The 17,485-nt window shown below is 69.2% G+C and carries 18 protein-coding genes and 1 tRNA gene; 15 read left to right on the top strand and 4 right to left on the bottom strand.

Features of this window, described 5'->3' with window-relative positions; all coding sequences use genetic code 11:
• Positions 1 to 2: 2 nt before the first annotated feature.
• A complete protein-coding gene (locus ACXJJV_RS02490; RefSeq protein ID WP_456466597.1) occupies positions 3 to 497 on the bottom strand; it encodes a metallophosphoesterase in 495 nt (164 codons plus the stop codon).
• An 80-nt stretch (positions 498 to 577) separates the two neighbouring features.
• Between ACXJJV_RS02490 and uppS the strand changes: the two genes are divergently transcribed.
• From uppS to ACXJJV_RS02460, 6 genes are read left to right on the top strand one after another with little or no spacing between them, the layout of a single operon-like run.
• The gene (gene uppS, locus ACXJJV_RS02485) at positions 578 to 1,357 is read left to right on the top strand and encodes a polyprenyl diphosphate synthase (protein WP_456466596.1); all 780 of its coding nucleotides are present in this window, start codon (positions 578 to 580) and stop codon (positions 1,355 to 1,357) included.
• A gap of 20 nt (positions 1,358 to 1,377) precedes the next feature.
• Positions 1,378 to 2,496 (top strand): PhoH family protein, encoded by a 1,119-nt coding sequence (locus tag ACXJJV_RS02480; protein WP_456466595.1) that lies wholly within the window; start codon positions 1,378 to 1,380, stop codon positions 2,494 to 2,496.
• On the top strand, positions 2,493 to 2,837 hold the full coding sequence (locus ACXJJV_RS02475; protein ID WP_456466594.1) for a hypothetical protein: 345 nt from the start codon (positions 2,493 to 2,495) through the stop codon (positions 2,835 to 2,837). The genes ACXJJV_RS02480 and ACXJJV_RS02475 overlap by 4 nt, the downstream gene beginning before the upstream one ends.
• A complete protein-coding gene (locus ACXJJV_RS02470) occupies positions 2,782 to 3,534 on the top strand; it encodes a hypothetical protein (RefSeq protein ID WP_456466593.1) in 753 nt (250 codons plus the stop codon). The genes ACXJJV_RS02475 and ACXJJV_RS02470 overlap by 56 nt, the downstream gene beginning before the upstream one ends.
• A gap of 2 nt (positions 3,535 to 3,536) precedes the next feature.
• Positions 3,537 to 4,076 carry a TIGR00288 family NYN domain-containing protein gene (locus ACXJJV_RS02465; protein ID WP_456466592.1) on the top strand — a complete coding sequence of 180 codons (540 nt, stop codon included), beginning with the start codon at positions 3,537 to 3,539 and terminating at the stop codon, positions 4,074 to 4,076.
• Between the two features lie 2 nt (positions 4,077 to 4,078).
• A complete protein-coding gene (locus ACXJJV_RS02460) occupies positions 4,079 to 4,804 on the top strand; it encodes a methyltransferase domain-containing protein (RefSeq protein WP_456466591.1) in 726 nt (241 codons plus the stop codon).
• On the opposite strand, the gene ACXJJV_RS02455 is transcribed toward ACXJJV_RS02460, so the two are convergent.
• Together ACXJJV_RS02455 and pyrH are read right to left on the bottom strand one after the other, a co-directional pair.
• The gene (locus ACXJJV_RS02455) at positions 4,801 to 4,998 is read right to left on the bottom strand and encodes a DUF2116 family Zn-ribbon domain-containing protein (RefSeq protein WP_456466590.1); all 198 of its coding nucleotides are present in this window, start codon (positions 4,996 to 4,998) and stop codon (positions 4,801 to 4,803) included. The two genes, ACXJJV_RS02460 and ACXJJV_RS02455, sit on opposite strands and share 4 nt — an antisense overlap.
• Positions 4,999 to 5,002: 4 nt before the next feature.
• Positions 5,003 to 5,683: a UMP kinase gene (pyrH, locus tag ACXJJV_RS02450; RefSeq protein WP_456466589.1), complete on the bottom strand. Its 681-nt coding sequence runs from the start codon at positions 5,681 to 5,683 to the stop codon at positions 5,003 to 5,005.
• A gap of 17 nt (positions 5,684 to 5,700) precedes the next feature.
• Here pyrH and prf1 point away from each other — a divergent pair, with 17 nt between their 5' ends.
• Together prf1 and argS are read left to right on the top strand one after the other, a co-directional pair.
• Complete coding sequence (gene prf1 / locus ACXJJV_RS02445; RefSeq protein WP_456466588.1) at positions 5,701 to 6,936, top strand: peptide chain release factor aRF-1; 1,236 nt, start codon at positions 5,701 to 5,703, stop codon at positions 6,934 to 6,936.
• A 15-nt stretch (positions 6,937 to 6,951) separates the two neighbouring features.
• The gene (gene argS, locus ACXJJV_RS02440) at positions 6,952 to 8,730 is read left to right on the top strand and encodes an arginine--tRNA ligase (RefSeq protein WP_456466587.1); all 1,779 of its coding nucleotides are present in this window, start codon (positions 6,952 to 6,954) and stop codon (positions 8,728 to 8,730) included.
• A 51-nt stretch (positions 8,731 to 8,781) separates the two neighbouring features.
• Here the strand turns inward: argS and ACXJJV_RS02435 are convergent.
• Positions 8,782 to 8,859, bottom strand: a tRNA-Lys gene (locus tag ACXJJV_RS02435).
• Between the two features lie 272 nt (positions 8,860 to 9,131).
• On the opposite strand from ACXJJV_RS02435, the gene ACXJJV_RS02430 reads away from it, so the two are divergent.
• The 7 genes from ACXJJV_RS02430 to ACXJJV_RS02400 are packed head-to-tail and all read left to right on the top strand — an operon-like array spanning position 9,132 to position 17,471.
• A complete protein-coding gene (locus ACXJJV_RS02430; RefSeq protein WP_456466613.1) occupies positions 9,132 to 10,832 on the top strand; it encodes a glutamate--tRNA ligase in 1,701 nt (566 codons plus the stop codon).
• A complete protein-coding gene (locus ACXJJV_RS02425; RefSeq protein WP_456466586.1) occupies positions 10,819 to 11,838 on the top strand; it encodes a hypothetical protein in 1,020 nt (339 codons plus the stop codon). Before ACXJJV_RS02430 ends, ACXJJV_RS02425 begins: the two co-directional genes overlap by 14 nt.
• An 11-nt stretch (positions 11,839 to 11,849) precedes the next feature.
• On the top strand, positions 11,850 to 13,382 hold the full coding sequence (gene pmurC / locus ACXJJV_RS02420; RefSeq protein WP_456466585.1) for a pseudomurein biosynthesis peptide ligase pMurC: 1,533 nt from the start codon (positions 11,850 to 11,852) through the stop codon (positions 13,380 to 13,382).
• Positions 13,379 to 14,518: an ATP-grasp domain-containing protein gene (locus ACXJJV_RS02415; RefSeq protein WP_456466584.1), complete on the top strand. Its 1,140-nt coding sequence runs from the start codon at positions 13,379 to 13,381 to the stop codon at positions 14,516 to 14,518. Before pmurC ends, ACXJJV_RS02415 begins: the two co-directional genes overlap by 4 nt.
• Before the next feature lie 22 nt (positions 14,519 to 14,540).
• Positions 14,541 to 15,602 (top strand): glycosyltransferase family 4 protein, encoded by a 1,062-nt coding sequence (locus ACXJJV_RS02410; protein WP_456466612.1) that lies wholly within the window; start codon positions 14,541 to 14,543, stop codon positions 15,600 to 15,602.
• Entirely contained in the window at positions 15,599 to 17,077 is a 1,479-nt protein-coding gene (locus ACXJJV_RS02405) for a Mur ligase family protein (protein WP_456466583.1), read from the top strand. Before ACXJJV_RS02410 ends, ACXJJV_RS02405 begins: the two co-directional genes overlap by 4 nt.
• Complete coding sequence (locus ACXJJV_RS02400) at positions 17,052 to 17,471, top strand: hypothetical protein (RefSeq protein ID WP_456466582.1); 420 nt, start codon at positions 17,052 to 17,054, stop codon at positions 17,469 to 17,471. Before ACXJJV_RS02405 ends, ACXJJV_RS02400 begins: the two co-directional genes overlap by 26 nt.
• Positions 17,472 to 17,485 lie beyond the last annotated feature (14 nt).

Raw genomic sequence — 17,485 nt, 5'->3', positions numbered from 1 at the left:
GGTCAGAACTCGATCAGCTCGACCGTTCGTTCGTCGGGGTCCAGGAGGGCCGCGGTGCGGCGGCCGGTCACGTACCCGCAGGCCTCGCCCGGGTTCACGACGAGGGTGTCTCCCACCCGGCGCTCCTCGGGCTCGTGGGTGTGGCCGTAGACGACCACGTCGTACTGGCCGGAGCGGGCGAGGGCCTCGACGATGGCCTCCTCGGTCCCGTGCACCATGGCGACCTTCAGCCCCAGGACCTCGCCCGTGAAGACCTCGCCGACCAGGTTAAAGCCGATCTCCTCCGCCTTCTCGCGGAGGAAATCGCGTTCTCCGTCGTTGTTTCCGAAAACGCCTATAAACTCCTCGCAGTCGATTTTAGCGAGCTCGGGGAGCGTGAAGGGAGCGACGTAGTCGCCGGCGTGCAGCACGACTTCGACGCCCTCGTCGTTCATTCGGTCCGCCAGCTCGCGCACGGCCCGCAAGTTGTCGTGGGTGTCCGAGATCAGCCCGATCAACGGTTCGACCCCCCGTCAGGGGGTGGGAGGGGTTAACGTCCGCGTTCGGTCGCATCGCGTCCGTGAATCCGCGTCGCGTGATGAGGCAGGTCGTCCGGGCCTCCCTCAAGCCGGTATATAAGATGTACGAGAGGATGTTGGAGCGGAGGGTGCGTCGGGGTAAGGTGCCCGAGCATGTGGGCATCATTATGGATGGGAACCGTAGGTTCGCCCGCGAGTTGGGGTTGAAGCCCTGGGAGGGGCATCGGTACGGGGCGGATAAGCTGGAGGAGGTGCTGGACTGGTGCTTCGACATCGGGGTTAGGATCGTCACGGTTTACGCGCTCTCCACCGAGAACCTGAACCGGCCGAAGGAGGAGCTGCGTCACCTGTTCGACCTGATGGAGGAGCGGTTCAGGGAGCTGGCCCGGAGCGAGCGGATTCATCGGCGTCGGGTCGCCGTGCGGGCGATGGGTCGGTTGCACCTGCTGCCGCGTCGGGTGCGGGAGGCGATTCGGGAGGCGGAGGAGGCGACGAGGGAGTACTCGGAGCGGTTCCTGAACGTGGCGGTGGCGTACGGGGGCCGCCAGGAGATCATCGACGCGGTGCGGGAGATCGCCCAAGACGTTAAATCGGGTCGGCTCGATCCCCGCAGCATAGACGAGGAGACGTTCCGCGAGTACGTCTACGTGGGTGACCTGCCCGATCCGGAGCTCATCATCCGGACGAGTGGTGAGGAGCGGTTGAGTAACTTCCTCCTGTGGTACTCCGCGTACTCCGAGCTGTACTTCGTGGACGTGTACTGGCCGGAGTTCCGCAAGATCGATCTGCTCCGGGCGATCCGGGAGTTTCAGAAGCGGGAGCGAAGGTTCGGCAGATGACGGCCGGGGGTGCGCGGCGGATGGTGGAGGACCTGCTCGGGGTGGAGCCCCAGACGGACGGTCAGAAGGAGCTGTACGAGGCCCTGCTGGACGAGGAGAACGAGATCGTGGCCGCGTTCGGGCCGACGGGTACGGGTAAGACGCTCTTCTGCGCCGCGTACGGCGTGAAGGCGGTGATGGAGGGCGAGTACGATCGGTTCATCGTCACGCGGCCGCTCGTGGACGTGGCGACGAAGGAGGAGATGAGCTCCGCCGACGTGCCGGAGAAGTTCGAGGAGATGGTCGTCACGCCGGTGATGGACGTGCTCTCGCAGTTCACGGGGCGGAAGGAGCTCCGGCGGATGATCGAGGAGGAGAAGATCATGATCGTGGACACGCACTTCGTTCGGGGGCGCACGTTCGACGACGCCGTGATCCTGCTGGACGAGGTTCAGAACATGCTGCCGGAGAACGCGGGCGAGGTACTGGCGCGGATGGGTCACAACTCGCGCCTGCTGATCACGGGCGATCCGGTCTTCCAGAAGGACATCGACGTGGAGCGGTGCGGCGCGACGGTCATGCGGGAGATCCTGGCCGAGGAGCCCAAGGCCGCGGTGATCGACCTGGGCACGCGGGACATCGTGCGGCCGGGCGCGGAGCGGGGCGTGCACCTGCAGCTGGAGATCCGCGTCCGCAACCGCGAGCTGAACGACGTGGAGCGGGAGATCATGGACGTGGTCCGGGTGGAGGCTCCGGACGCCGACGTGCTCACGGTCCTGTACGTGGAGCCCATCGCCGAGGACCTGGAGATCGACACGGAGAACGTGCCGCAGGCCGTGATCGTGACCAAGGAGGGGCACGTGGGCCGGGTGGTCGGCACTGGGGGCGAGCGGATCGAGAACATCGAGGCGGAGACGAACATGCGGATCGTCGTCACGCACCTGACGCTGGACTTCATCGACTTCATCGCGGACATCCATCCGGTCCCGTGGATCGGGGAGCGCATCGTCGACGTGGACATCGCGGGCCCGAACCTGAAGGTGTGGATCGACCGGCGGGACTTCGGCCCGTTCATGGGGCAGCGCGGCCGGTACGCCCGGTTCGTCGAGGAGGTGCTGCAGGAGCTCCTCGGCATGGGCCTGGAGGTCGAGCAGGCGTGAGCCGGCGCATGGTCGACGCCCACCTCCTCGCCACCAAACCGCTCCGCCCGCGCGAGCTGAGGGAGCGGCTGGAGCGGGCGCTCCGGGCGGCGGGGTTCGAGGTCGAGCGCGTGCTGGTGAGCGAGGGAGCGGTGATCCTCGCCGGGGGCCGACCCGCCCGCGAGTACGTGATCCTGGCGGACGTGGTCGGCTCGGGCGATCCCGGCGGGGTCGTGAGGTCGGTGCTGGAGCGCTACGGCAGGCCGGAGGTGCGGGTGGGGAGGCGGGACGCGCCGGGGGAGTGCGATGATCGGGCGCTGGAGGCGCTATTCCAGGGTGGTGAGGAGCCTGGTGAGGAGTGAGGGGTCGGACGATCGAATCGCCGCCGTGCTCACGCTGACGGGGACGCGTCGACCCCCGGGAGGGGACCGCGTCCACGACGATATCGTTACAATGATCAAAACGGATGGGGGGCTCGAGGGGACCGTCCTGCACCCCCGACCGCCCTCGGACTCGGGCCTCCTGGGCCGCCGGTTGAAGGCCGTGTGGCGCTCGTCCTCGGACCCGCCGACGAGCGCCCTGACCCTGGACGCCATGGCCAGCGCCCGGGCCGGCGAGGTCTCGCCGCTGCTCTCCGAGCGGCTGCCTAGGAGTTACAGGAAGGCTGAAAAGGAGCGGGCCCGCATCATAGTGGACACGGTGGAGGACCGATTCGGAGAGGAAGTGCTCCTGATTGGGTATTCCAGCGCCCTCCGTCGGGAGCTGGAGCGACGGGGGCTGCTCCGGGGGGTGGTGGACGCGGATCCCCGGGTGGGGGTCCCGCGGCGCGCGGGGCTGGGCGAGTTCCCGCTGCTGGCCACCGGCATGGTGCTGGTGAACGGCTCGTTCAAGCGCATCGTGACCCGTCACCGCGGTCCCATCGCGCTGTACGCCCAGTCCTGCACGCACTTGGTCCCGTTGCTCACCCGTGCCGGCGTTGTGGATGCGGCGATCGTGGAATCCTTTCCCTTCCACTTTTGCCCGGGAGAAACCCGAGTGCGCGTGTTCGCGGGTGGTTGATCTTGCTGGATACCGTTAAGGACTACATGAGCGGCGTGATCAAGCGCAAGACCAAGCGGGGCGATCTGGACATCGCGATGCTGATCGACGGGCCGAACATGCTCCGGCGCGAGTTCGACATCAGCCTGAAGGAGGTTCGGGAGCTCGTCGAGGAGCTGGGCACGATCCGCATCGGCCTGGCGTTCCTGAACCAGTACGCGTCGGACAAGCTCATCGAGGCGGTGGCGAACCAGGGGTTCGTGCCCCGGGTCATCCCGGGGGACGTGGACGTGTACCTCGCCGTGGAGGCGATGGACATCATCTACAGCGACAGCGTGGACGCGCTGGCCCTGATGACGCGGGACACGGACTTCCTGCCCATCATCGCGAAGGCGAAGGAGCGGGGCAAGGTGACCATCGTGATCGGGGCCGAGCCGGGGTTCAGCACGGCCCTGCAGAACGCCGCCGACTACGTGATCAAGCTGAAGACGGGGAGGAGGGAAGAGGAGGCGCGGGAGGAGGAGGCGAAGAAGCGGCAGCAGCAGGAGGCCGCGGAAGGCTGATCATGCTGGTCCGGACGCTCCGCACCCCGGTCGGGAGGTTCCGGCTGCTCGTGGACGCCTACCAGGACGACCTGCTGCGGGACCGGGAGCGGACGGGCGCGTTCGTCCGCATGGTGTGCGACCACGCCGACGGGACCGAGTTCGCCGACCTGGGCGCCGGGACGGGACCACTCTCCGTGGTCGCCGCGAACGCGGGCGCCCGTCGGGTCGTCGCGGTGGAGCGGAATCCCAGGAGGGCCCGGCTGCTGGAGCGGAACCTCAGGAGGTACGCGCCGAGGGACGTGCGGTGGGAGGTGGTGCGGGCCGACGCGCGGCGCGTGGAGGTGAACGCCGACGTGGTCGTCTGCGAGATGATCGACACGCTGCTGCTGGAGGAGGACTTCGTGGACGTGGTGAACGCCGCGCTGGAGAGGTACGGGCCCCGGGTGCTGCCTCCGGAGGTGCGGATCGGGCGGCGACCGCTGGAGGACCCGCCGCGGACGCCCCGGTACGCGCCCACGGACGTGCGCGGGGCGGAGCCGCTCGAGGTGATCCGAACCGAGGGGCGGATCCCGAAGGAGTTCGAGTACGAGACCCCGGGGCCGGGGTACGAGTTCCTGACGTGGGTGGAGTACGGCGGGCTCGTGGCTGGGGGCTCGGAGGTCTTCTGCCCGGGGCTCCGGGTGAGGACGCCGGGGGAGGTCGTTCGTGGTCGTCGTGGGGAGGGGCTGGAGTCGCTGCGGGTCTAGGCCCCGCGGAGCAGGAGGACGATGCCGAGGGCGATCAGGCCGCCCGCGAGGATCCAGTGGGTGAGGGTGGCCCGCCGGCGTCGGCGCTCGTACTCGCGACGGCATTTCTCGCTGCAGAAGCGTTCTCCCTCGGGGATCGCGGCCCCGCAGACGATGCAGTGGGAGTGCGGGGGAACGCGCTCGCGCTCCGGCACCCGGTCACCCCCGGACGATCGTGCCGTCGTGCCGGCCCCGGAGGGTCCCCCGGATCCCGGCGCTTTTGAAGTCATCCCAGGACAGGACGTGGGTGGTCACGCGGCCGCGGCGGATGATCTTGGTCGCGACGGGGTCGACCACGAAGCTGCCGCCGGCCTCCAGGTCGGCCTCGAAGGCCAGCCGCTCGAGCTCGCTGGCGCTGATCTCCCGGAACTTCCGGGCGCCCGGCTCGCTCGGGTCCCGGTCGTAGATCCCGTCCACGTTGGTGACGATGATGAGCGGGGCCTGGAGGAGCTCGGCGATCATGGCCCCGACGGCGTCGGTGGTGTGACCCGGGTGCGTGCCTCCGCAGACGGCCACGCCCTCCCGACGGACCGTTTCCGCGGCTTCCGAGGGGGTTTCCGGGACGTCGGTCCCGGGCCGGCCGAGCGCGAGGTTGAGGAGGGCGGCGTTCAGCCGGGTCACCGCGATGCCGAGCTCGTCGAGGGCGGTCTCGGGCGCCCCGAGGTCTCGCGCTACGTTTATGTACTCACGGGCGACGGGGCCCCCACCGACGACGACGCAGGTTTTCAGCCCGGATTCCAGCGCTTCGGAGATGAGGTCCGCGGCTTCCCGGATCCGGTCCGGGTTCCGCACGTTGAGCACGGACCCGCCGAGCGCCACGACCGCGTACAGCCCGATCACCCCCTGGGGGAGCCCGGTTGGAGGCGACCTCCGAGAGCGTGGAACGGTACAAGTTCAAAAGAATGCTAGAGCGGTTGGAGAGCCTGGAGGGCGAGGGCACGGAGCTGATCACGATATACATTCCGCCGGAGAAGCGGTTGAGCGATGTGATCGCAATGATGAGGGAGGAGTACTCTCAGGCGAGTAATATTAAGAGTAAGAGGACGCGGAAGAACGTGCAGTCCGCGATTGAGGTGGTTATCCAAAGGCTCAAGACCGTGGGTGAGACTCCGGAGAACGGGTTGGTGGTGCTGGTCGGTACGGTTAAGGAAGGCACGAAGGAGAAGATGGTAGCGGAGCTAATCGAGCCGCCCGAGCCGGTGGATCGGTTCATTTACCGGTGCGATTCCAGGTTTTACCTGGAGCCCCTGAAGGAGTGTCTCGAGGATAAGGATGTGTACGGCGTGCTGGTCATGGACCGTCGGGAGGCGACGATCGGGCTGGTTAAGGGTAAGCGGGTTGAGGTGAAGAAGCGGCTCAAGTCGGATGTGCCGGGTAAGCACAAGGCGGGCGGGCAGTCGCAGCGGCGCTTCGATCGGCTGATCGAGCACGCGGCGCACGAGTTCTACCAGGAGGTGGGTGAGGCCGCGCGGGAGGTCTTCGAGGAGGTGGAGAACCTGAAGGGGATCATCGTGGGCGGTCCGGGCCCGACGAAGGAGGAGTTCCTGGAGGGGGACTACCTGCCCAAGGACCTGAAGGAGAAGGTCATCGCCGTGGTGGATGTGGGGAACACGGACGAGTCGGGGATCCGGGAGGCGCTGAACAAGGCGGAGGACGCGCTCAAGGAGGCGGAGCTGGTCCGGGAGAAGCGGCTGGTGCGGCGGTTCATGGAGGAGGCGGTCAACGGGGATCTGGCGGCGTACGGGGAGGATGAGGTGGAGAGGATGCTGCGGATGGGGGCCGTGGAGACGCTGCTGATCTCGGAGGAGCTGGAGGGGTACAAGGCGGTGCTCCGGTGCCCGGAGTGCGGTCACGAGGAGGTGGTCACGGTTCGGAGCAAGGAGGAGGCGAGGGAGCGGGCCGGGGAGTGCCCGGAGTGCGGTGAGGCCGAGCTGGAGGTGGAGGACGTGAAGGAGCTCGTGGACTACTACCTGGAGCTGGCGGAGCGGACGGGGGCTCGGGTGGAGATAATTTCAACCGAGACGGAGGAGGGCGCGCAGTTTCATCAGGCGTTCGGCGGCCTGGGCGCGCTGCTGAGGTTCCGACCGGGGTAACGGGGTCGGTGCCCGTTGGCGGAGGAGGCGCCACCGCACGATCCGTACTCGCTCCTCGTCCGGACGATCCGGACCTCGATCCGGGACGCCGTCTCCTCGGCGTACGACGTGGACGAGCCCGTGGAGGTGCCGGTGGATCCGGAGCCGCCGGTGGAGGACGCGGACGTGGCCACGCCCGTCGCCCTCTCGCTGGCGAAGGAGGTGGGCGAGGAGCCTCGGCAGGTCGCGGAGACGATCCTGGAGGAGTCCGACCTGGACGAGGTCGTGCTCGTGGACGAGGCCCGGGTGGAGGGTCCCGGGTACATCAACATCCGGCTGAACCGGCCCCAGTACGCCGCCCTCGTCCTCCGGTCCGTCTTCTACTACGGGGAGGAGTACGGGTCGCTGGACCTGGGGATGGGTCGGCCCGCGATCCTGGAGCACACGAGCGCGAACCCGAACGGCCCGTTGCACATTGGCCACGGCCGGAACGCGATCATCGGGGACATCCTGGCCCGGTGCATGGTGTTCACGAACTACGACGTGGAGGTCCAGTACTACGTGAACGACATGGGCAAGCAGATCGCGATGCTCGCGTGGAAGTACATCAAGGAGGGGCGGCCGGAGGTCCCGGAGGGTAAGAAGCCGGACGAGTTCTTCGGTGAGCTGTACGCGGAGGCGGCGAGGGAGATCGAGGAGGATCCCGAGCTGGAGGAGGTGGTGGAGCGGTTCCTGCGCTCCTACGAGCGGTACCTGCTGGAGGAGGAGTCCCGGGCGGAGCGCATCGCGGAGGCGTTTCAGACCGTGGTGGAGGAGTGCCTGAGGGGGCACATCGAGACCCTGGAGCGGCTCCGCGTGGCCCACGACCGGTTCGTGTACGAGAGCGAGTTCGTGGAGGATGCGGTCGAGATCGTCGAGAAGCTCGTGGAGATGGGCGCGGCGGAGGAGCGCGACGACGGGGCCGTGGTCCTCGATCTGGAGGACTACGGGATCGACAAGGAGCTCGTGCTCACGCGGAGCGACGGGACGACCCTGTACACGACGCGGGACATCGCGTACCACCTGTGGAAGCTCGGGCGGGCCGCGTTCGTCATCGACGTGCTCGGGGCGGATCACAAGCTCGCCGTGCAGCAGCTGAAGGCGGCGCTCGACCTGCTGGACGCGGATCCGGACCGCGTGGACGTGATCTTCTACGAGTTCATTCACCTGCCGGAGGGCTCGATGTCGACGCGGAAGGGTCGGTACGTGACCCTGGATGAGTTCCTGGACGAGGCCAAGCGGCGCGCGCTGGAGAAGATGCGGGAGGCGGGCGTGGCGGAGGATCTGGACGAGGAGGAGCGGGAGGAGATCGCGGAGAACGTGGCCATCGGGGCGGTCCGGTTCGCCATCGCCCGCGTGAGCCCGAACAAGCCGATCGAGTTCGACTGGGACGAGGCGCTGGACTTCCGGCGGGGCGGTCCGTTCATCCAGTACGCCTACGCGCGCGCCCGATCGATCCTCCGGCGGGCGGACGAGGACGTGCAGCGGTTCGACGCGGCTCACCTGGACGACGATCACTCGTTCGAGCTGGTCTTCCGGATGTCCATGTTCCCGCGGCAGGTGGCCCAGTGCGTGCGGAAGCGGCGCCCGGACGTCCTGGCGGAGTACGCCTACGAGCTCGCCCGGGCGTTCCACACGTTCTACGAGGAGGTGCCGGTGCTGCACGCGGAGGACGAGGAGGTGCGGAAGGCGCGGCTGAAGCTGGTGGAGGCGTTCACCATCGTGATGGAGAACGTCATGAACCTCCTGGGCGTCCCGGCGCTCGAGCGGATGTAGGCCCCGCCCCGTCTCGGCGCGGAACGTTATGGATCTCGTAACGATTTCCGGTGGTGGGCCGGCCGGGATTTGAACCCGGGACCACGGGATTAAAAGTCCCGCGCTCTAGCCAGACTGAGCTGCCGGCCCGGCGTCCGTTCACGCGGGGGCGCCGCGTCGTATAAAAACCTTTCTCCGCGGGCCGGGCTCCGGGGAACTACTTAAACCCCGCCCGGGGCGGCGGGACGGGGGTCAGATCCTCCAAAAGGATGACCCCCGTCTGGGTCCCCCGGGTGAGGCGGCCGTCGCCGTTCAATGAGCCCGGGACCGGAGGGCGGGGGACACCCCCGTCCCTCACGATCACCGCTGCTTGTCCGGAGAGGGAGGCGACGGGGAGGGTGCCCGTGAGCGAGCTGGAGGAGTTGAGGGAGGTGATCCGCCGGTACGCGCTGGAGAACGCGGCCAAGTACGACGGCCGGGCGAACCCGAACGCGGTCATGAAGAAGGTGATGCGGGAGCACGAGGAGTACCGGGATCGGGCCAAGGAGGTGCTCCGGCTCGTCCGGGAGGTGGTCGAGGAAGTCAACCGGATGTCCCTGGAGGAGATCCGGCGGGAGCTGGAGGAGCTGGGCGGGGTGGAGGAGGAGCGGTCGGAGGAGGAGGGCGGCCTGAAGCCGCTTCCCGGCGCCCGGGAGGGCGAGGTTCGGCTGCGGTTCGCCCCCAACCCGTCGGGCCCGCTGCACCTGGGTCACGCGCGGGCGGCGGTGCTCAACGACGAGTACGCCCGCCGGTACGACGGCGCGCTGATCCTGCGCTTCGAGGACACGGACCCGCGGCGGGTGGACCCGGAGGCGTACGACATGATCGAGGAGGACCTGGAGTGGCTGGGCGTGCGGGTGGACGAGCGGTACGTGCAGTCGAACCGGATGGAGCTGTACTACCGGGTGGCGGAGGAGCTGCTGGAGCGGGGCGGGGCGTACGTCTGCACGTGCGACGCGGACGAGTTTCGGCGGCTGCGGGATCGGGGCCAGGCCTGCCCGTGCCGGTCCCGGGATCCGGAGGAGAACCTGGAGCTGTGGGAGGAGATGCTGGACGGGGCGTTCTCGGAGGGGGAGGCGGTCGTTCGGGTGAAGACGCGGGTGGATCACCCGGACCCGGCCGCGCGGGAGTGGGTCGCGTTCCGGATCGTGGAGCGGGAGCATCCGATGGTGGGCGACCGGTACCTCGTCTGGCCGACGATGAACTTCGCCGTGGCCGTGGACGATCACTTCATGGAGGTCACGCACGTCCTGCGCGGGAAGGATCACGAGTCGAACACGCGCCGGCAGGAGTTCGTGTTCCGGCACCTGGACTGGGAGCCGCCGGAGTACGTGCACTACGGGATCCTGAAGGTGGAGGGGACCGTGCTGAGCACGTCCAGGATCCGGGAGGGGATCGAGTCCGGCGAGTTCACGGGCTGGGACGACGTGCGGACGGCGACGCTGCGCGCGCTGCGGCGGCGGGGGATCGAGCCCGAGGCGCTCCGGGAGACGATCCTGGAGATCGGGCTGACGGAGGTGGACGCGACCTTCAGCTGGGAGCAGCTGTACGCGCGCAACCGGCGCCTGATCGACCCGAGGTCTAACCGGTACTTCCTCGTCCGGGACCCGGTGGAGCTGTGGATCGAGGGCCTGGAGGAGCCGTTCGCGGCCACGCTGCCGCTGCACCCGGACGAGGACCGGGGCGAGCGGGCGCTCGTGCTGCACCCGGAGGACGGCGGCTGCCGGGTCTGGCTGGACCGGGAGGACGGGGAGGCGCTGGAGGAGGGTGAGCTGATCCGGCTGATGAACGCGGTGAACGTGAGGGTCGAGGAGGTGGGTGAGGGCGTCGTGCGGGGCCGGTACGAGGGGGAGGACTACCGGGCCGCGCGGCGTGAGGGGGCCCGGATCGTGCACTGGGTGCCGACGGACCAGGCGATCCCGTGCCGGGTGCTGCGGCCGGACGGGTCGGTGGACGAGGGCTACGTGGAGGCGAACGTGGAGCGGGAGAAGCCAGGGCGCACCGTGCAGTTCGAGCGGCTGTACTTCGCCCGGATCGAGGAGTGTCGACCGAGCGGTGTGAGGGCCGTGTATGCGCACGACTGACCCCAGCAACCCGGCGTGCGTGGCCCTCTCCGGCGGTCGGGACAGCGTGGCCACGGCCCTGCACGCGTCCGAGCGCTGGCGGGTGGAGGCAGCGGTCACTGTCGTGCACGAGTTCCTGGACGAGACGTGCCTGGAGAACGCCCGTCGGTGCGCGGAGCGGCTGGGGCTGAGGCACGAGCTCGTCCGGGTGCGCCTGCGGGGGTGGTTCCGCCGCGCCCTGCGCCGCGGCCTGCCCATCTGCACCAAGTGCGCCCGGACGGTGCTGACCGCCGCCTGCCTGCGGGCCAAGCGACTGAGGCTGCTCACGGTCCTCACGGGCCACGAGCTGAAGGGGAAGTACGGGCGGCGGGTGGCTCACCCGTACCCGCCCGGGGTGACGATGGTCCGGTACCCGGCGCTGCGCCGGTGGACGTGGGAGGACGTGAGCGAGATCGTCTCGGGCCTGGGCTGGTTCGACGAGGGGTACACGTGCCCCATCCGACCCTACGGGGTGCACCGGTTCATCGAGCGGGTCGGGTACAACCCGCTCACGGGCCGCGCCTGCTCGCTGATGGTGGAGCGCGTGGCCTCACCGCGGGCGTGCCTGGAGTACCTGATCGAGACGGAGACCCCGGAGTGGGACGCGGGGGAGGTGGAGGAGCGGCTGGGGCTGGAGCTGCGTCGGGTGTTCGAGGGCGGGGTGCCTGAGGGTCCGAGGGACGAGGGGGAGATCGTGCGTGACCTCACGTACCGGCTGCTGATGTTCCTGGAGCGGGCGCTGCGGTCGTACCTGAGCGGGACGTTGAACCGGATCGTGCGGACGGAGCGGTTCGCGCAGCTGCACGCGGTGCTTTACGAGTACTCCGAGATCGACGATCGGGTCGACGATTTAGGGTACGAGCGCCTGTCCCGGCTCGCCGTGGAGCGGGATGAGGGGACGGCCCGGAGGCTCCTGGAGGGGACGCGGGCGTTGATGCGGGAGCTGTTGCGGGAGTACGGTCGGAGGATCCCGGGGACGCGGGTCTGAGGGGGATGCGCGTGAAGGGGCGCACGGTGCTGGTGATCGGCGTGTGCGGGCCCGTGTGCAACCTGGTGGCCCGGGTGCTCGCGGAGCGGGACTATCACGTGATCGCCTCGGACGTGAAGAACGAGGAGGAGTGCGAGCTGCTGGACCCGCTGCTGGAGTACCCGAACGTGGAGGTCGTGCTGGGTGGCCATCCGGAGTGGCTGTTTCGGCGGGCGGACGCGGTGGTCCCGCCGCCCAGCCTGGAGGAGGGGTCCCCGCCGTACCGGCTGGCCCGTCGGTACGGGTGCCGGGTGTACGAGGTGGAGGACGTGCTCGAGCGGATTCCCCCCACCCGGCCGGTGGTGGGCGTGGGGGGTACGAACGGGAAGACGACGACCGTGGCGATGATCCGGCACGTGTGTCGGGAGCTGGGGCTGGAGGTGCGGGATCACGGGCTGCCGGGGATGCAGGGGAACGTGGGGTACCTGCCCCCGCTGCAGGCGCGGTTGCCGGGTGACGTGAGCGTGCTGGAGATCGCGACGTTCGGGGAGCGGGGGGAGATCCTGGAGGCGGCGAGGTGGGCGGAGGTGGAGTGCGCGTGCCTGACGAACATCACGCCGGACCACCTGAACAAGGCCGGGGACTTCCGGACGTACGCGCGGTGCGAGATCGAGCTGCTCGAGCCGGACTCGGTGGAGGTGGCCGTGCTGAACGCGCAGGATCCGCTGGTGGTGGGCGCGCCGGAGGAGGTGGGGTTCGAGGGGGAGGTCGTCTACTTCGGGGTGGAGGCGGAGCCCGTGGGGACCGTGGAGAAGGAGTGCTGGTGCGGTGGGCGGGCGGAGGTGAGGGAGATCCTTCCGTGGGTGGGCGACTTCCGGTGCGAGTGCGGGTTGGAGACGCCGTCCCCGGACTACCTGGCCGTGGACGTCTCCCTGGACGGGTTCACGCTGGCCTGCCCGGAGGGTGAGTTCGAGGTTGGCCTGCCCGTGATGGGGCTGCACAACGTGTACAACGCCGTGGCGGCCGCGGCCGTCTGCATCGAGTTCCTGGACCTGGACCCGGAGGAGGTGGCACGGGCCCTCGGCTCGTTCGAGGGGGTGGAGGGTCGGCTCGACGTCGTGTGGGACGATGGGGAGCGGGTGGTGATCGTCGACTACGGTCACAACCCGGCGGGCGTGGAGGCGACCCTGCGGTGCCTGAGGCAGGCGTACCCGGATCGGCGCCTGTGCGCGGTCATCGCGGTGGCCTCGGAGCTGGGCCCGGAGGGGGATCGTGAGATCCTGGAGCGGGCGGCCCGGCTCGCGGACCGGGTGATCGCGGCCTCGCACGCGTGCTACCGGGTGCTCGGGGAGGTGGGGGCGGACAACGTGGTGGCGGCGGAGAGCGCCGCGGAGCGGTTCGAGAAGCGGGGGACGCTGGGCGCCTCCCGGGAGCAGGTGCTGGACGGGCTGCGGGCGGCGTTGGAGTCGGGGTGCGAGGTGATCGTGGTGTTCGGGGAGGCGGCGCTGAAGTTCAAGGAGGACGTGCTGAGGGAGCTCGAGGAGGAGCTGGGGGAAGAGGGTTGAGGGTCCTGTTCGTGGGGGCCCGGCTGTTCCGGGACGTGGCGGAGTACGCCGGGTCCACCGGGGTGTATCGGATCCTGACCGAGTCGAACCCGGAGAGTTGGGACTGGGAGCTGGCGGACGATGTGCACTTCGTACCCCGGGGCATGGAGCACCCGGCGCGGATCGCGCTCGAGCGGGATGTGGATGGGGTGGTCCCGCTCATTGGCGTGGACGATCCGCTGCTTGAGGTGGCGGAAATGAAGGAGCGGCTGGAGTCGGAGGGGATCCCCGTCGCCGCCTCGGGGTTGGAGGGGACGCGGACCGGGGTGGACAAGATCCGGGCGAAGCGGGCGTTCGAGGAGCTGAACATCCCGACGCCGGAGTGGGAGGTGGTGGAGGATGAGCGGCCCCGGCTGCGCCCGCCGCTCGTGGTGAAGGATCCGAGGTCGCAGGCCGGGATCAACGTGAACGTGTACGAGCGGTCGGTGCCTCGGGTGCACGGGAGGCGGCTGGTGGAGGAGTTCGTCGAGGGGGCGGAGGTGTCGATCGAGGTGCTGTCCTGGGACGGGGAGGTCGTGCCGCTCGTGCCGGTGTTCAAGGGTTCGACGCTGGACGAGGATCACCCGATCGAGCGGATGCGGCTGGCGCCGGCCCAGCTGGACGGGTCGGTGGAGCGGGGGATCAAGCGCTGCGCGGTTCGGCTCGTGAAGCGGTTGGGGCTGGAGGGTACGGTTGACTTCGACGTGGTGGTGCGGGAGGACGAGTTCTGGTTCCTGGAGTTCAACCCGCGGCCCAGCGGCACGCGGTACATGACCTCGGGCTGTTCCGGGGTCTGGCCGCTGCGGGAGCTCGTGGACATGGTGGTGGGGCGCTGGCGGCCGCCCCGGGTCAGGAAGGTCTGGCACGCGATCGAGTGTCCGGTGTGGAACGCGTCCCGTCGGGAGCCCCTTAGGGAGCGGTTCGACGGGGGAGCGTACCACGTGTTCTACGAGTACCGGGGCCGGGTGGACGTGGCCGGGAGGATCACCGTCCGGGGTGAATCGTTTAAGGAGGCGTTCGAGAGGCTGAGGTCGGCCTTCCGGGCGGCGGGCGCGAACGTGCGGCTGGCGGAGAAGGAGTTCGAGCTGAGGATCAGGGAGGCCGGCAAGTTCCTGTAGAGCGGGGAGGAGCGCGTTGATCGTGGAGACGTTCTCGATCTCCACGGTGACGTCCTGGGTCACCGTGCGGCTGCTTCGCCGGTACATGCGGGAGGCCGGGGTGGTGGACCGCCCGATCGTCACGGAGCACTCGCACAAGGCCGGCACGCCGATCATGGGAGGGTTCGGGATCCTGTTGGGCACGGTCGCGGGGCCGCTCCTGGTGTCGATCCAGGCGCTCCCTCCGGTCGCCTCGGCGCTCCCGATGCTGGTGCTGGGCGTGGTGGACGACCTGCTCGGGCTGCAGGTGGAGGAGTTTCAGAAGGTGGTGAAGAACGTTTCCGATGAGCCGATCCGGATCGGTCGGCTCGTGCTGCAGCCCGGTGAGGAGGCGCGCGTGGCCACGGAGCGGGCCAAGCGGGACCTGAAGCGGCTGATGCGGGAGGCCCCGGACAAGATCGAGATCGTGGGTGAGGTCCCGGTCAAGAAGGAGCTGAGCGAGCGGGAGAAGCTGGCGCTGCAGGCCGGGGCCGCCCTGTTCGTGCTCCCAATCGTGCCCGCCACCTGGCTCTGGTTCCCGCACCTCGGCGCGATCGACCTGTCCTGGCTGTTTTACCCGCTGGCGGTCTTCGGCGTGGTTGGGGCCACCAACGCGGTGAACCTGATCGACGGGATGGACGGGCTGGCCGCGGGGCTGCTGTTCCTCGCCTCCCTGGCGTGCTCCGGGGTGTGCCTGGTCCACAACCAGCTCCCCGGGGCCGCGTTCTTCGCGTCGCTCGCCGGCGCCTCCCTGGGCTTCCTGTTCCACAACCGGTACCCGGCCAAGATCTTCATGGGTGACACGGGCAGCTGCTTCCTGGGGGCCGCGTACGCGGCCGGCGCCGTGTACTACAAGATCGAGGTGCCCGCCGTCGTCGCTCTGGGCGTGCCCGTCGGGTCCACGATCATCAGCCTCCTGCACCGGGCGGGCGTGATCAAGCTCGCGGTGGAGCCGTTGCATCACCACCTCCAGTACAAGTACGACCTGCCCGAGCCGGTCGTGGTGGCGCTGCACTGGATGGCCGGCGCCGTCTGCGCGGGCATCGCCCTGTGGCTCGCGGGGTGATCGCGCTGCTGGACCTCACCGTGGGGGAGCTGGCCGAGCGGGTGGACGGGAGGCTGGTCGTCGGGGACCCCGAGCGGAGGATCCGCGGCTGGTTCTCCACGCTCGGCCGGGCGGGCGAGGGGGACGTGGTGATCCGGTGGTGGCTCGACGAGCGCGGGGCGGAGCTGGCGGACGAGCGCGGCGTGGCGTGCCTGATCACCGAGGAGCCCCGGGGGCGGCTCCGGGAGGAGTGCCGGCGTCGTAACCTGCCGCTCGTGCTGACGGAGGTGGATCGGGCGAACGAGTACGCGCTGCGGCTGGCGAAGCGGAGGTACGCGGCCGACGCCGTCACCGTGTGCGTGACGGGGACGAACGGGAAGTCCACCACCAACCACCTGCTGGCGCACATCCTGCGGGTCGCGGGCCGGGACGTGTACTGCAACACGGACTTCCGGTCGGAGAAGAACACGCTCATCGATCCCGTCGTGGCGATGGAGCTCCGCGAGGCCCGACCGCGGGACGCCCTGTGCGTGGAGGTCTCGGAGGTGCAGGGCCTGCCGACCGGCCGGGTCATGGAGGATCACGCTTACCGGATGGCCCGGGCGCTGGGCTGCGAGGTGGCCGTAGTAACGAACGTGGGCGTGGATCACACGAACCTGGTCTCCTCGCTGGAGGAGATGGCGGAGGCCGTCTCCGGGGTGGTGCGGGCGCTGGAGGACGGGGTCGCGGTGCTGAACGCGGACGATGAGCGCGTGGCGAAGATGGCCTCGCTCGCGCCGGACGTAGTGTGGTACGGGTGGGAGGAGGGCGTCGCCCGGATCGGCGAGGTGGATGGGGAGGAGTGGATCCTGCTGGAGGACGAGCCGTTGATCCCCGTTCGGGAGTTCCCGCTGCCGGTGGATCACTTCCTGTACAACGCGCTCGCCGCGACCGCGACCGCCCACGCACTGGGCGTGGGGGAGGAGGACGTCGCGGAGGGGCTGCGCACGTACCGTCCGCTGAAGCGCCGGTTCGAGCGGTTGTCGGAGGACCCGCTGATCGTGGACGACTTCTGTCACAACCCGGACGGCGTCCTGGCGACGGTGCGAGCGTTGAGGAGGCTGGGTAAGGGCCGGGCCGTGATCGTCTTCGCCATCCGAGGGTCGCGCGGGACGGAGATCAACCGGGAGATCGCGCGGGCGCTGGTGGAGGGGGCCCGGGAGCTGGAGCGGGAGGGGATGGAGGTGCGCATCCTGGTCACGGATTCGAAGGGCCTGGTGGACGAGGCGAACGTGGTGCGGGAGGAGGAGCGGGAGGCGTTCCTGGAGGAGCTGCGGCGCGGTGGGGTGAGCTGGGAGCACTTCGAGCGGTTGGAGGAGGCGTTGGAGCGGGCGCTGGAGCTCAGTGATGAGGACACGGTCGTGCTGCTGGGTGGGGCGCAGGGGATGGAGCCGGCCCGGAGGATCCTGCGGGAGATGGGGGTGGTGGGCGATGATGGTCAGGGTGTCGAGGCGTAACCTGGCCATCATGTTGCTGGGCGCGCTCCTGTTCGCGTTGGGCCGGCTGTCCGAGTACACGGCGTGGGCGAGCCGGCCGCTGCCTAAGCAGGAGGGGATCAGGATCATCGGCGTGGACGTGATTGGGTGCGACTTCCTGCCAGAGGAGGTGGTGAGGAGCAACGTGATGGCGGCGGGGCTGCGCCCGGGGTCGGTCATCCGGAACGGGGTCCTGATCACCCCGGACGGTAAGCGCATCCCGCTGCAGGAGGCGATTCGTAAGGCTCGGATCTACGCCATGCGCAGCGTGATCCCGGGCACCAAGATCAAGCCCATCAAGTCGGTCCACATCACGGTCAAGAGGTCGGGGGTCGTGGTCGTCCGGGTGACCGAGGATTACGGACTGCCGCGCTGAGGGGGCGTGGGACT

This window comes from Methanopyrus sp. (assembly GCF_053997775.1).
This window is presented reverse-complemented; position numbering and strand designations above follow the sequence as displayed.